At 73.6% G+C, this 14,686-nt stretch carries 6 protein-coding genes; 3 read left to right on the top strand and 3 right to left on the bottom strand.

Features of this window, described 5'->3' with window-relative positions; all coding sequences use genetic code 11:
* Positions 1-9: 9 nt before the first annotated feature.
* The 3 genes from SAM23877_RS23555 to SAM23877_RS23545 all read right to left on the bottom strand — a co-directional run bounded on the left by SAM23877_RS23555 (position 10) and on the right by SAM23877_RS23545 (position 8,306).
* A complete protein-coding gene (locus tag SAM23877_RS23555; protein ID WP_053136768.1) occupies positions 10-3,777 on the bottom strand; it encodes an ATP-dependent DNA helicase in 3,768 nt (1,255 codons plus the stop codon).
* 255 nt (positions 3,778-4,032) lie between these two features.
* Positions 4,033-7,557: an ATP-dependent helicase gene (locus SAM23877_RS23550; RefSeq protein WP_053136765.1), complete on the bottom strand. Its 3,525-nt coding sequence runs from the start codon at positions 7,555-7,557 to the stop codon at positions 4,033-4,035.
* 362 nt (positions 7,558-7,919) lie between these two features.
* Complete coding sequence (locus SAM23877_RS23545) at positions 7,920-8,306, bottom strand: MGMT family protein (RefSeq protein WP_053136762.1); 387 nt, start codon at positions 8,304-8,306, stop codon at positions 7,920-7,922.
* A 185-nt stretch (positions 8,307-8,491) separates the two neighbouring features.
* On the opposite strand from SAM23877_RS23545, the gene SAM23877_RS23540 reads away from it, so the two are divergent.
* From SAM23877_RS23540 to SAM23877_RS23530, 3 genes are all read left to right on the top strand, one after another.
* On the top strand, positions 8,492-11,332 hold the full coding sequence (locus SAM23877_RS23540) for a lysylphosphatidylglycerol synthase domain-containing protein (RefSeq protein WP_053136759.1): 2,841 nt from the start codon (positions 8,492-8,494) through the stop codon (positions 11,330-11,332).
* A 92-nt stretch (positions 11,333-11,424) separates the two neighbouring features.
* Positions 11,425-12,984 (top strand): alpha/beta hydrolase, encoded by a 1,560-nt coding sequence (locus tag SAM23877_RS23535; RefSeq protein ID WP_053136756.1) that lies wholly within the window; start codon positions 11,425-11,427, stop codon positions 12,982-12,984.
* Between the two features lie 142 nt (positions 12,985-13,126).
* Positions 13,127-14,668 carry an alpha/beta hydrolase gene (locus SAM23877_RS23530; RefSeq protein WP_053136753.1) on the top strand — a complete coding sequence of 514 codons (1,542 nt, stop codon included), beginning with the start codon at positions 13,127-13,129 and terminating at the stop codon, positions 14,666-14,668.
* Positions 14,669-14,686 lie beyond the last annotated feature (18 nt).

The following is a 14,686-nucleotide window of genomic DNA, read 5'->3' as shown; positions in this document are numbered from 1 at the left end:
CTCACGAGCCTATCGGCCCGCACGGACACCCCGATCGTGCGGTTCGTCACCGACCGGGTCGGCCAGCAGCAGGTTCTCCAGCGCGGCGCGGTCGGGCAGGTCGCCGGGCCGGACGACCTCGCCCGTGCGTACGAACAGGAAGGCGGCCGTCACCGACTCCAGCGGTACGTGCTGCTGCTCGGCCCAGGCGAGGCGGTACAGCGCGAGCTGGAGGGGGTCCGCGGTACCGGCACGGCCGGTCTTCCAGTCGACGATCTCGTACCTCGCCGTCGCCCCTTCGCCCTCCTTGTAGACGGCGTCCATGCGGCCTCGCACGATGCGGCCGGCGAGCGTGAGCTGGAACGGGGCCTCGACGCGATAGGGGGTCCGGCGGGCGTACTCGGTGCGTTCGAAGGCGTCCTTGAGGAACTCCAGGTCGCGTTCGTCGGCGATCTCGGCCTCGCTTCCGGGCAGCTCCTCGGGTTCCAGCAGGGGGAGCTCCAGCGGTTCGAAGCGGGCCTCGACCCAGGCGTGGAAGCGGGTGCCGCGGCGGGCGGCCGGCTGGGGCGGGCGGGGCATGGGGCGGGCCAGCTCCTGCGCGAAGCCGTCCGGGTCGGCGGCCAGGTCCATCAGCTGGGAGGCGGTCAGCGACGCCGGGAGACGCACCTCGGTGACGCTCTCGCGAGCGCGCAGGAGCTCACCGGTGAGCGCGTCGAGGTCGCGGTCCCAGGAGGCGACGGTGCGGGCTTCCTCCGGCGTGAGGCGGGCGGGAGCGGAGGGCTCCGGCGCCCGGGGGTGGGCGCCGGGCGTTCCGGCGCGGCCTGCCTCGCCGGGAGGGGCCGCCTGGTGCGGGATGGCGGGGCGTCCGGACGGCGGCGGCACGGTGGGGCGAGCCGCGGTGCCGGGGGTGCTGTCGGGCGCCGCGGTGGGGTCGTCGGGCGCCGCAGTGGGGTCGCCGGGCGCCGCAGTGGGGTCGCCGGGCGCCGCGGCGGCGCCGTCCGACGGGGTGGCGGGGCCGTCCGGCGGGGTGGCGGGGCCGCCCGGCGCGGTGGCGGGGCCGCCCGGCGCGGTGGCACGGCCCGGCGGTGAGGCGGGCTCGTCCGGCGGTGAGGCGGGCTCGTCCGGCGGTGAGGCGGGGCGGTCCGTGGTCCAGGAGTCCCAGTCCGTGGGGTCTTCGGCCCAGACCGGTTCCTCCGCGTGCTGGAGTGCTTCGTCGTCGCCGGGGGGTGGCGGCCAGTCCGGGTCGTCGTAGGTGTCGGGGTCGTGCGTGACCGCGGGGGCGCCGTCCTGCTGGGAGGTGAGGGCGTCCAGGTGGGCGAGGACCGTCTCGGCGGCGGCCCGGCGGCGGACGAGGGCCGCGTCGTCCAGGGGCAGGGGCCAGGCCTGGTCGGCGGTCGCCCGGTGCAGGGCCGGGTTCTCCTCGTCCTCGGCGGGTTCGTCCGCCCAGGCCTCGATCTCACCGTGTCCGGAGGCGCAGTGTTCGTACAGGGCCGTGAGGAAAGCGGACGGTCCGCGGGGCTTCTTCTGGCTGGGACCCCACCAGTGGCCGGAGCCCAGCAGCAGGGACCGGGGGCGGGTGAAGGTGACGTAGCCGAGGCGGAGCTCCTCGGTGTGCTGGTGTTCCTTCATCGCCTCGTGGAAGGCCTTGAGACCGCGCGAGTCCCAGGAGGCCACGTCGGGCAGGGTGTCGGCGTCACCGCGCAGGCCGTGCGGCAGGACCTTGCCCTGGGCGGTCCACTTCTCGCGGCCCTGGCCGCTGGGGAAGGTGCCGGTGACCAGACCGGGCACGGCGACGACGTCCCACTCCAGCCCCTTCGACTTGTGCGCGGTAAGCACCTTGACGGTGTTCTCGCCGCCGGGCAGGGCGTTGTCGAGGCCCTTCTCGTACTGGGCGGCGGTGCGCAGGAAGCCGAGAAAGGCGAGGAGGGTGGCCTCGCCGTCGCTCGCGGCGAAGGAGGCGGCGACGTCCAGGAAGTTCGACAGGGTCTCGCGGCGGCGGGCTGCCAGGGCGTGCGGGGACGCCGACAGCTCGACCTCCAGGCCGGTGACGGCGAGGACGCGGTGCAGCACGTCCATGAGGGGGTCGGACAGGGCCCGGCGCAGGTCGCGCAGTTCGGTGGCCAGCCGTGCGAACCGCACCCGCGCGTCCGACGAGAAGGGCAGCCCGTCGTCGTCCCCGGTGCCGTCCAGGGGCGTCTCCAGGAAGGTGTCGAGGGCGTCCGCGAGCGATATCACCTCGGACGGGTCGACCCCCTCGACGGCCGCGGCGAGCCTCCGGTCGGGGTCGTCGCCGCCGTCCACGCGCGCGTGGGCGACGAGCAGCCGGGCCCGTCGTCCGAGGAGGGCGAGGTCGCGCGGCCCGATCCGCCAGCGGGGACCGGTGAGCAGGCGGACCAGGGAGGCGTTGGCGCCGGGGTCCTGGAGGACTTCGCAGACGGCGACCAGGTCGGCCACCTCGGGCAGGTGCAGCAGACCGGAGAGGCCCACGACCTCGACGGGGACGTCGCGGGCGACCAGCGCGCCCTGGATCCCGGCGAAGTCGGTCGCCGTACGGCACAGCACGGCGATCTCGCCGGGCGCCTTGCCGGTGCGCACGAGGTGGGCGACGGAGTCGGCGAGCCAGTCGATCTCCTCGGCGTGGGTGCGCAGCAGGGCGCAGCGGACCGTCCCGTCGCGTTCGACGCCGGGGGCGGGGCGCAGGGCCTCGACGCCCGCGTGCATGGCGCGCAGGGGCTCGGCGAGGTCGTTGGCGAGGTCGAGGAGGCGGCCGCCGCTGCGGCGGTTCTGGCTGAGCGCCTGGCGGGTGGCGGGGCGGCCGTCACCGTGGGCGAAATGCTCGGGGAAGTCGTCGAGGTTGGCGACGGAGGCACCGCGCCAGCCGTAGATCGCCTGGCAGGGGTCGCCCACGGCGGTCACGGGGTGGCCGGTGCCGGCCCCGAACAGGCCCGCCAGGAGGACGCGCTGGGCCACCGAGGTGTCCTGGTACTCGTCGAGCAGTACGACACGGAACTCGTCGCGCAGCACGCGGCCCACCTCCGGGAGCCCGGCGAGCTGTGCGGACAGGGCGATCTGGTCGCCGAAGTCGAGCAGGTCCCGTTCGCGTTTGGCGGCCCGGTAGCGGATCACCAGCTCGGCCAGTTCCCGGCGCGCGGCGGCGGCCTCGGGGACCTTGCGCAGGTCGGCGTTGCTGAGCTTGACGCTCCGCAGGGACTCCAGGAGTCCGGCGTCCCAGGCGCGCAGCTCCTCCGGGCGTACGAGGTGCTCGGCGAGCTCTGAGTCGAGGGCGAGGAGGTCGCTGACCAGGTCGGCGAAGGAGCGGGTGAGGGCCGGGTAGGGGCCGGGAGCCTCGCGCAGGACCCGCGCGGCGAGCTGGTAGCGGGTGGCGTCGGCGAGCAGCCTGGAGGTCGGCTCCAGCCCGAGGCGCAGCCCGTGGTCGGTCAGGAGACGGCCCGCGAAGGCGTGGTACGTGGAGATCACCGGTTCGCCCGGCGGATTGTCCGGGTCGATCACGTCCGGATCGGTGACGCCGGCCTTGATCAGCGCCTTGCGTACGCGTTCGGCGAGTTCACCGGCCGCCTTGTTGGTGAAGGTGAGGCCGAGGACCTGTTCGGGGGCGACCTGGCCGGTGCCGACCAGCCACACCACGCGCGCCGCCATCACCGTCGTCTTGCCCGACCCGGCGCCGGCGACGATCACCTGCGGGGCGGGCGGCGCGATGATGCAGGCCGTCTGCTCCGGGGTGAAGGGGATGCCGAGGAGCTCCTTGAGCTGTTCGGGATCCGTGAGATGGGCGGGCACGTCAGAGAGGCTAGCGGCGGCCACTGACAGCGGGTGCCGGATCGTCGCCGCGGAGGCGAGAACCGCAGGTCAGCACCTGTGGTGCCGCTCATCACACCGGCCCGCTCGGACCCTGGCCCGCCATGCCGTCCCGGCGCCCGCCCGGGGGCTCGCAAGCGGGCGTTCGCACGCGGGGGCTCGCACGCGGGGCTCGCGGAGGGGAGGGATTCGCTGGGGCGCGCGGGCACCTGCGCGCGGGCTGTCCGCTCCGGCGGCTCACTCCACGACGTGTCGTCCCTCGGGCCGTGCGCTGCAGGACGCGCGGAAGGCGCAGTGGGTGCAGTGCTGGCCCGCGGTGGGGGTGAACCGTTCGTCGAGGACCTTGCCGGCGGCCGTGGCCAGGAGGTCCCCGACCCACTCGCCCGCCGGCCCCTCCACGGATTCCTGTGCCTGCACCTTGGGGAGGGTCTCGCCACCGTCCCGTACGGGCGCGCCCTGGCGGAGCTGGACCAGCTCGGCGCCACCCGGTTCGGGGCGGTTGCCGTCGAACACCTCGTCGACGGCCCCCTCGCGGACGGCCAGCTGGTAGACGGCGAGCTGGGGGTGGCGTGCCACCTCGGCGGAGGTCGGCGCCTGCTTCCCGGTCTTGAAGTCGACGACGTAGGCGCGGCCGTCGCCGTCGGCCTCTACCCGGTCCATCTGACCGCGGATGCGCACCTCGTAGTCGCCCGCCTCCAGCGTCACGTCGAAGTCGTGTTCGCTGGCCACCGGCGTGCGACCGGCGCGGTCCATGACGTGCCACTTCAGGAAGCGTTCGAGCGCCACGCGCGCGTTGGCCTTCTCCTGCGCCGACTTCCAGGGCGCGTCGAAGGCGAGCGCGTTCCACACGGAGTCCAGACGCTCCATGAGGACGGCGAGGTCGGCCGGGGTGTGCCCCGAGGCCACCTCGTCGGCGAGGACGTGCACCACGTTGCCGAAACCCTGGGCGGCGGTCGCGGGCGCGTCCGCCTTCACCTCGCGGCCGAGGAACCACTGCAGGGCGCAGGTGTTGGCCAGCTGGTCGAGGGCGCTGCCCGAGAGCGTGACGGGCTGGTCGCGGTCGCGCAGCGGCACCTTGCTCTCGGTCGGGTCCCACATGCCCCACCAGCGGTAGGGGTGGGCGGACGGCACCAAGGGGCGGCCGTCCTCGTCGGTGAGGGCGGCCAGGCGGGCCAGCCGGCGGGCGGCCGCCTCCCTCAGCGGTTCGGAGACGCGGGGGTCCACCGTGGTGGCGCGCAGCTCGGCGACGAGTGCCGCGACGGCGAGGGGCCTGCGGGGGCGGCCCGTGACGTCGACGGGTTCGACGCCGAGTTCGGTCAGGAACCGGGACGGCTGGTCGCCGTCGTCGGCCGGTGCCTTCACCGCGGTCACGACGAGCCGTTCACGCGCGCGTGTCGCGGCCACGTAGAACAGGCGGCGTTCCTCGGCGAGCAGCGCGCCGGGCGTGAGCGGTTCGGCGAGTCCGTCGCGGCCGATGCGGTCGGCCTCGAGGAGGGAGCCTCGGCGGCGCAGGTCCGGCCACAGGCCCTCCTGGACGCCCGCGACGACGACCAGCCGCCACTCGAGTCCCTTCGAGCGGTGCGCGGTCATCAGGCGGACGGCGTCGGGGCGTACGGCACGCCGCGTGAGGGTGTCCGCGGCGATGTCCTCGGCGTCGATCTCCTCCAGGAAGTTCAGGGCGCCCCGGCCGCCGGTGCGCTCCTCCGCGCGGGCGGCCGTCGCGAAGAGGGCGCAGACGGCGTCCAGGTCGCGGTCGGCGTTGCGGCCGGCCGCGCCGCCGCGCCGGGCGGAGCGTTCCAGGCGGGTCGGCCACGGCGTGCCTTCCCACAGGTCCCACAACGCCTCTTCGGCGCTGCCGCCGCCCGCGAGGCGCTCGCGGGCCTTGCGGAGCAGGGCGCCCAAGCGCTGGGCGCCGCGCGCGTATGCGGGGTCGTGCACGGCCAGCCGCTCGGGTTCGGCCAGCGCCCGTGCGAGCAGCCGGTCCGAGGGCGGCGGCAACGGATTGCCGGCGGCACGCTCCTCCTCGCGCAGTGCGCGGCCGAGACGGCGCAGGTCGGCGGCGTCCATGCCGGCGAGGGGTGAGGTGAGCAGGGTCAGGGCGGTCTCGGTGGGAAGCCAGCACGGCTCCTCCGCGCGAGGGGCACCCGTGCCGGACGCGGACGTCGCCGGCGCATCGACGTCCACCTCAGATCGGGTCTCCCCCACCGCGTCCGCGACCGCACGAGCGGTACCGGCACCCGTCTCCGCGTCCGCGACCTCACCAGCGGTACCGGCACCCGTCTCAGGCCCGGCACCCCCGATCGCATCCGCGCCCGCCCCGGACCCGGCCTCCCCGGCCGCATCCACGCCCGCCCCGGACCTGGGCTCCCCGCCCGCATCCGTGTCGGACCCGCCCTCCCCCAGCGTGTCCGCGTACTCCCCGGCCTCAGCCGCGTGACCCGCGCCCGCCCCGGGGCGGTCGCCCGCCTCCGCCTGTGCCACGGCCCGCAGAGCCGTCAGCAAGGGCGCCACCGCCGGCTCGTGGCGCAGGGGGAGGTCGTCGCCGTCGATGTCCAGGGGGACGCCGGCCGCGGTGAGGGCGCGGCGGACCGCCGGTATCGTGCGCGAACCGGCGCGGACGAGGACGGCCATCTCGCCCCAGGGGACGCCGTCCTCCAGATGCGCCCGCCGCAGGATGTCGGCGATGTTGTCCAGCTCGGTGCCGGACGTCGGATACGTGTACGCCTCGACGCGCCCCCCGTCCCGCGCCGGAGCGAGCTCGCGGTGGGCGCGCACCTTGTCGGCGGGGAGGCGGGTCAGCGGCATGCGCTGGGTCAGCAGCCGGGTGGCGGCCAGCAGGGCGCTCCCGGACCGGCGCGAGGTCCGCAGCACCTCGACCGGAGCCGGCCGGCCGTCCGCGCGCGGGAAGGAGCTCGGGAACTCGAGGATGCCGTTCACGTCCGCGCCCCGGAAGGCGTAGATCGACTGGTCGGGGTCGCCGAAGGCGACGAGGGTGCGCCCGCCGCCGGCCAGCGTGTGCAGCAGCCTGACCTGGGCGGGATCGGTGTCCTGGTACTCGTCGACGTACACCGCGTCGTACTGCGCGGCCAGACGCGCGGCGACCTCGGGGCGCCGGGCGAGGAGCACCGCGCGGTGGACGAGTTCCGCGTAGTCGAGCACGCCCTGGAGATCGAGCACGTCCAGGTACTCGGCGAGGAAGACGGCGGCGGCCCGCCAGTCCGGGCGGCCGATGCGCCGGGCGAAGGCCCCGAGGGCGTCCGGGCCGAGCCCCAGTTCGCGGCTGCGGGCGAGGACCGCCCGGACCTCGTCGGCGAAGCCACGGGTGGTCAGGCAGGCGCGCAGTTCGTCCGGCCAGCGCACATGGGCCAGGCCGAGCCGCTCCAGGTCGGCCTGGCCGGCGAGCAGCTCTCGTACCGCCACGTCCTGCTCGGGGCCGGAGAGCAGCCGCAGCGGCTCCACGAACAGCTCGCTGTCCTGGTGGGCGCGGACCAGGGCGTAACCGAAGGAGTGAAAGGTCGTCGCCCGCGGGGCACGCGCCGCGCCCATGCGGAGCGCCATCCTGTCCCGCAGTTCGACGGCCGCCTTGCGGCTGAAGGTCAGCACCAGGATCCGCTCGGGGTCCCCGCCCCGGGCGATCCGCTCCGCCACGGACTCGACCAGCGTGGTGGTCTTGCCGGTGCCCGGGCCGGCGAGGACGAGCAGTGGTCCGCCCCTGTGGTCAACCACGGCGCGCTGTGCGGCGTCCAGACGAGGGGGATCCATGCGCGCCGGCGGGGTACGCACCAGTCGGTAAGCGCCACGGCTCCCCCGTCGCACCTGGGGGTGCGACGGGTGTCCGGTGGAGGAAGAGGAGCTCACGTGGTTCGCCGGTCCTGGTGGGTGTGCTGGTGGGCCGTCCGCGCCGCGGGTACGGCGGTGGCCCCGGGATGAGGGGGACGCGTGCGGCTGACGCTACGCCGACGGTCGAGACGGAAGGAGAGCCTCCTCTTCTTCCCTCGGGTCACTCACGGCGCCTGCGCCCCCCGCCCCACGAACGTACGTCATGCCACGTGCGTGCCCGAAGTGCCCCATTTACCTCACATGGATCACCGGTCACACATCCGTCCGCCCGATGGCGGAAGCTGTCAGGTGTGACCCTGCGCGCGTTCGCCGCCGTCCCACCGCGCCCGCCTCAGGTCGAGGCGCGGCAGGTGGCCTTCCGCGGCTCTGCTCGCCTCCTTCAAGGGAGTGCCCTCCTCCCGGTAGCGGGCGAGCGCCTCCAGTTCGTGGCCCGCGAGCAGGGCCCCGTCCGCGCGGACGACGCGCCACCACGGCACGCCTCCCCCGTACAGGGACATCACCCGCCCGACCTGGCGCGGCCCCCCGTCCTCCAGGTACTCGGCGACATCCCCGTACGTCATGACGCGGCCCGGCGGGATCAGTTCGGTCACCTCGAGGACACGCTCGGCGTACTCGGGCAGCGCGTCCGCGTACTCCGGGGCGACGTCGTCCGGAAGGTTCTGCTCGCTCATCCGTCCCATCCTGCCCCACCCCACCGACAACGCCGCGCGCCCGCGACGGTGCGCGTCCCTCGCCCGGAAGCGGCGTTTCGGGCAGACTGTGCGGCCCGCACAGGCACCCTGATGCCTGCCGAGACCGACGCGACATGCCACCATCGTGCGGGCGGTGACCAGTGATACGGGAGCAAGAAGAGGCGATGAAGCAGCAGGGTGTGCACCCCGAGGACGCCGAGGGCACCTCTGACTCTTCGTCGCGCCCGGACACCGGGGACCGAAGCGACGGGAAGTCGGGCCGGAGAGCCGCCGCGGGCAGCGCGGCGACGGCCGCCGACCCCGACGACGTGGCCCACATCGACGAGGTGGAGGGCGACGAACCGCTGCTCCCCGCGCGCGTGCACCGTCCGTCCGACCTGATGCGCCTCCTGGTGGGCGTGCTCGCCGTCGCCGTGCTGCTGGCCGTCGCCGCCTTCGCGCACGGCACCACCTCGGGCCTCGAACAGGACATCAACAAGGGCACGGGGCAGGCACCCGATCTGCTGATCAAGATCGCCGGACTGGCCTCCAGCATCGCGATCCTCCTGGTGCCGGTCGCCTTCGCGATCGAGCGGCTGATCAAACGGGACGGGCTGCGGATCGCCGACGGCGTCCTCGCGGCGGTCCTCGCGCACGGGGTGACTCTCGCCACCGACCTCTGGGTCGCCAAGGCCGCCCCCGGTTCCATCCAGGAGGCGCTCACCCAGCCGTCGCCCGGCGACGTCCACGCGCTGACCGACCCGGTGCACGGCTATCTGGCCCCGGTCATCGCGTACATGACGGCCGTCGGCATGTCCCGCAGACCGCGCTGGCGCGCGGTGCTGTGGATCGTGCTGCTCCTGGACGCCTTCTCGATGCTCGTCACCGGCTACACGACGCCGTTCTCGATCATTCTGACGGTCCTCATCGGCTGGACCGTGGCCTACGGAACGCTGTACGCCGTCGGCTCCCCCAACGTCCGCCCCACCGGACGGACGCTGATGGCGGGCCTGCGGCACGTCGGCTTCCGCCCGGTGACCGCCGCGCGCGAGGAGGCGCCGTCGGACACCGCGGAGACCGGAGACCGCGGCCGCCGCTACTTCGTCACCCTGGAGGACGGCCGGCCACTGGACGTCACGGTGGTGGACCGGGAGCAGCAGGCGCAGGGGTTCTTCTACCGCGCGTGGCGGAACCTCACGCTCCGCGGCTTCGCCACCCGCAGCAGCCTCCCGTCACTGCGCCAGGCACTGGAGCAGGAGGCACTGCTCGCCTACGCGGCCATCGCGGCCGGCGCCCACGCACCCAAGCTGATCGCGACGTCCGAGCTGGGACCCGACGCCGTGATGCTCGTCTACGAGCACACCGGCGGGCGCAGCCTCGACTCGCTGGCGGACGAGGAGATCACCGACGACCTGTTGCGCGGCACCTGGGAACAGGTGCGGGCCCTCCAGTCCCGGCGCATCGCGCACCGCAGGCTGGTGGGTGACGCGATCCTGGTGGATCGTTCCGGCACGGTGATCCTCACGGATCTGCGCATCGGCGAGATCGCCGCCGGGGACCTGCTGCTGCGCATGGACGTCTCCCAGCTCCTCGTCACGCTCGGCCTGCGGGTGGGCGCCGAACGCGCGGTCGCCTCCGCGGTGGCCGTGCTCGGTCCCGACGCCGTGGCGGACTGCCTGCCGATGCTCCAGCCCATCGCCCTGAGCCGCTCCACGCGCGCGACGCTGCGCAGGCTGGCCCGGGAGCGGGCCCAGCGCGAGCGGGAGGCGGTCCTGGAGTCGTCCCGGCAGGCCAAGCTGGCCCGCGCGGAGGCCGCCGGCAGCGAGGGCACGACGCACACGCCCGTGCGGCTCGACAAGGCCGGGGAGACCAGCGAGACCGAGCAGGCCGAGAAGGCTGAGAAGGCCGCGAGGACTGAGCGGGCCGACAAGGCCGAGAAGAGCGACAAGAAGGCCGCACGCGCCGAGCAGCGGGCGGAGAAGCGTGCCGTGGACGAGGCGCTGGAGGAGGCGCGCGAGGAGGACCTGCTCACCCTGATCCGGCACGCGGTGCTGCGGATCAGGCCGCAGGCGCCCGTCGAGCCGGCCCGTCTGGAACGGGTGCGTCCGCGCACACTGATCAGCTTCATCGCCGGGGCCATCGGCGCCTACTTCCTGCTGACCCAGCTCACCCACATCGAGTTCGGGCCGCTGATCTCGAACGCCGAGTGGGGGTGGGTCGCCGCGGCCGTGCTGTTCTCTGCGGCGAGCTACCTGGCGGCGGCCATGGCCCTGCTGGGGTTCGTGCCGGAGCGGGTCCCGTTCATGCGGACCGTCGCCGCGCAGGTCGCCGGGTCGTTCGTGAAGATCGTCGCCCCGGCCGCGGTCGGCGGTGTCGCCCTGAACACCCGCTTCCTCCAGCGCGCCGGTGTGCGTCCGGGGCTCGCGGTGGCGAGTGTCGGCGCGTCGCAGCTGTTCGGACTCGGCTGCCACATCCTGATGCTGCTGGCCTTCGGCTATCTGACCGGCACCGAGAAGACGCCGTCGCTGTCGCCGTCCCGGACGGTGATCGCGGGTCTGCTGACCGTCGCGGTGCTGGTGCTCGTGGTGACCTCGGTGCCGTTCCTGAGGAAGTTCGTCGTCACCCGCGTGCGGTCGCTCTTCGCAGGCGTCGTGCCGCGCATGCTGGACGTGCTGCAGCGCCCGCAGAAGCTGATCACGGGCATCGGCGGCATGCTGCTCCTCACCGCCTGCTTCGTGATGTGCCTGGACGCCTCGATCCGGGCCTTCGGCGACGAGTCGACGTCGATCAGCCTGGCGAGCGTCGCGGTCGTCTTCCTCGCCGGCAACGCGCTGGGTTCCGCGGCGCCGACGCCCGGCGGTGTGGGGGCGGTGGAGGCGACCCTGACGGTCGGCCTGATCGCCGTCGGTCTGCCCAAGGAGGTCGCCGCACCCGCGGTGCTCCTGTACCGGCTGCTCACGCTGTGGCTGCCGGTCCTCCCCGGCTGGCTGGTCTTCAACCACCTGACGCGGAAAGAGGCTCTGTAGCGCCCTCGTGGCGGGCGCCGTGCGAGAGGCCCGCGTACCTCGTACGGCCCCCGCCCCGAGCACGCGGGCGCGCCCGACCGCACGATGGACGCATGCCGAACGCCTCCTGGTCACGCACCGCCGGCCTGACCGCCACCGCCGTAGTGCTGTCCGCCCTGCTGACGGGCTGCAGTGACACCTCCGGGGGCGACGCGGGCGGGGACGAGGACCTGACCGCGCAGAAGCTCGACTGGAAGGACTGCCCGGCGCCGTCCGAGGCCGAGGGCGGCGGCGCCGCCCCCTCCCCGCTGCCGGACGGCGACGAGTGGCAGTGCGCCACCATGAAGTCGCCGCTCGACTGGGACGACCCCGAGGGGGACACGATCGGCCTCGCGCTGATCCGCGCCGAGGCCAGTGGTGAGGCGGACCGGCGGATCGGTTCGCTCGTCTTCAACTTCGGCGGCCCGGGCGGATCCGGCGTCACCACGCTGCCCGCCTTCGGCCAGGACTACGCGACCCTGCGCACCCGTTACGACCTGGTCAGCTTCGACCCTCGCGGTGTCGGGCGCAGCGACCCGGTGGAGTGCCTGGACGACAAGCAGCTCGACGCGTACTTCCAGCAGGACGCGACCCCCGACGACGCGGCCGAGCGCACCGAGTTGCTGGACAACACCGAGAAGTTCAACGCGGCCTGCGAGAAGCGCTCGAAGAAGGCCCTGCCGCACGTGGCCACCACCGACGCCGCCCGCGACATGGACCTGATGCGCCAGGTCCTCGGCGACGACAAGCTGTACTACTTCGGCATCTCCTACGGCACCGAGCTCGGCGGTGTCTACGCCCACCTGTTCCCCGGGAAGGTGGGGCGCGCCGTCTTCGACGCGGTCGTCGACCCGACACAGACCCCGGAACAGGGTTCGCTGGCGCAGGCCGAGGGTTTCCAGCTCGCGCTGGACAACTTCGCCGAGGACTGCACGTCGAAGGTCGAGGAATGCCCGATCGGGACCGACGCCCAGGACGTCAAGGACCGCATCGCCCGGCTGCTGAAGGATCTCGACCGCGATCCGATCCCCGGCATCTTCCCCCGCGAACTCACGCAGACCGCCGCCACCAGCGGCATCGCGCAGGCCCTTTACTCCAAGGACTTCTGGGAGTACCTCACGGACGGCCTGCAACAGGCCTACGACGGTGACGGCCGGGTCCTCATGGTGCTGTCGGACGCGTTGAACGGACGCAACGAGAACGGCCAGTACAGCAACATCACCGCGGCCAACGTCGCCATCAACTGCGCCGACGACAAGCCTCGGTACGACCCGGAGTACGTGGAGCGCAAGCTGCCCGATTTCCGCCGGGCCTCCCCGCTGTTCGGCGACTACCTCGCCTGGTCCATGCTCAGTTGCACCGACTGGCCGGTGGCCGGCGCCGCCGAGCACCCGGACGTCAGCGCGCCCGGAGCCGCACCCATCCTGGTGATCGGGAACACCGGCGACCCGGCCACGCCCTACGAGGGAGCGGGGCGGATGGTGGACGCGCTGGGGAAGGGCGTGGGCGTGAAACTGACCTACAAGGGCCAGGGCCACGGTGCCTACGACAGCAAGGACAAGTGCGTGCAGAACGCCGTGCACGGCTATCTGCTGGACGGCAGGGCACCGGCGGCCGACACCGTCTGCCCCTGACCCCACACCGCACCCCGCACTCTCACGAATGCGCAGGTCAGAGCGTTATCCACAGGCTCCGACAGGCGCGGTGCGGTCCGCCTACCATGGCATGACCGCCATCCGCCGCACGGCGCGGACGGCCTGTGAGGGGGGAGAGCACATGGCGCGTCTCGTTCGGTGGACGGCTCTGACGGCCGCCGCCGCGCTGCTGACGGCGGGCTGCGGCAGCGGCGCGTCCGACGAGGACAAGGACGACGAGAGCACGAGCGGGGGACGGCGCTCGGCCGCGGCTCCGTCCGGGGTGCCCGATCCGCTGGCCTCCCAGAGCCTGGACTGGGGCCGCTGCGAGGACACCGCGGACGCGCCGGCGCCCGGTGGGGACTGGCAGTGCGCCACGCTCAAGGCGCCGCTGGACTGGAGCGAGCCGGACGGCGACACGATCGACCTCGCGCTGATCCGCGCCAAGGCCACGGGCGACGAGCGCATCGGCTCACTGCTGTTCAACTTCGGCGGCCCCGGCGCCTCGGGCGTCTCCACGATGCCGTCCTACGGCGACACCGTCTCCTCGCTGCACGAGCGCTACGACCTGGTGAGCTGGGACCCGCGCGGAGTGGCCGCCAGCGAGGGCGTCCGCTGCCGCGCCGACGAGGCGATCGAGGACGCCGAGTCGGTGGACTCCACACCGGACACCGCCGCCGAGGAACAGAGGTACCTGACCGACGCCGCCGACTTCGGCAAGGGCTGCCAGAAGGCCGCCGGCAAGCTGATGGCCCACGTCTCGACCACGGACACCGCTCGCGACATGGACCTGATGCGCCATGTCCTGGACGACGAGAAGATGCACTACTTCGGCATCTCCTACGGCACCGAGCTCGGTGGCGTATACGCCCACCTGTTCCCGAAGAACGTGGGGCGCGTGATACTCGACGCCGTCGTGGACCCGGGTGCCGACACGATGGGCCACGCCGAGAACCAGGCCAGGGGCTTCCAGCGAGCGCTCGAGGACTATCTGAGGTCCACCGGGCAGGACCCGAAGCAGGGCTCGCGGAAGATCGCCGACCTGCTGGACCGGCTCGACGCCGAGCCACTCCCGACGTCGTCACCGGGGCGGAGACTGACACAGACGCTGGCCTTCACCGGTATCGTGCTGCCGCTCTACAGCAAGGACGGCTGGCCGACCCTGACCAGCGCACTGGCGGCGGCCGAGGAGGGCGACGGGTCGGAACTGCTGGCCCTCGCCGACGGATACAACGAGCGCGACCCCTCGGGCCGCTACGGCACGACAACCCACTCGCAGCGGGTCATATCGTGTCTGGACGACAAGCAGCGGCCGACCCCGGCGGAGACGAAGAAGCTGCTGCCGACGTTCGAGAAGGTCTCGCCCGTGTTCGGGGCCTTCCTCGGCTGGGACACGGCCGGCTGGTGCCACGACTGGCCGGTGGCCGGGCAGCACGAGACCCCGGAGGTGAGCGCGCCCGGTGCCGCTCCGATCCTGGTCGTCGGCAACACGGGCGACCCGGCCACGCCCTACGAGGGGGCCCGCAGGATGGCCGACGAGCTGGGCGAGGACGTCGGCGTGATGCTCACCTGGAAGGGCGAGGGACACGGTGCGTACGGGAGCGGGAGCGACTGCGTCGACTCCGCGGTGGACGCCTATCTGCTGGAGGGGACGGTGCCGAAGGACGGCACGGTCTGCTCATGACGGCGGCGGGGGCTTCGC

The organism is Streptomyces ambofaciens ATCC 23877, from assembly GCF_001267885.1.
Taxonomy (GTDB): Bacteria; Actinomycetota; Actinomycetes; order Streptomycetales; family Streptomycetaceae; genus Streptomyces; species Streptomyces ambofaciens.
This window is presented reverse-complemented; position numbering and strand designations above follow the sequence as displayed.

What these genes read in the sequence shown, in the direction of transcription:
- SAM23877_RS23550 (WP_053136765.1), bottom strand. Translation starts at nt 7,557, where the DNA reads ATGGATCCCCCTCGTCTGGACGCCGCACAGCGCGCCGTGGTTGACCAC.
- SAM23877_RS23545 (WP_053136762.1), bottom strand. Translation starts at nt 8,306, where the DNA reads ATGAGCGAGCAGAACCTTCCGGACGACGTCGCCCCGGAGTACGCGGAC.
- SAM23877_RS23540 (WP_053136759.1), top strand. Translation starts at nt 8,492, where the DNA reads ATGAAGCAGCAGGGTGTGCACCCCGAGGACGCCGAGGGCACCTCTGAC.
- SAM23877_RS23535 (WP_053136756.1), top strand. Translation starts at nt 11,425, where the DNA reads ATGCCGAACGCCTCCTGGTCACGCACCGCCGGCCTGACCGCCACCGCC.
- SAM23877_RS23530 (WP_053136753.1), top strand. Translation starts at nt 13,127, where the DNA reads ATGGCGCGTCTCGTTCGGTGGACGGCTCTGACGGCCGCCGCCGCGCTG.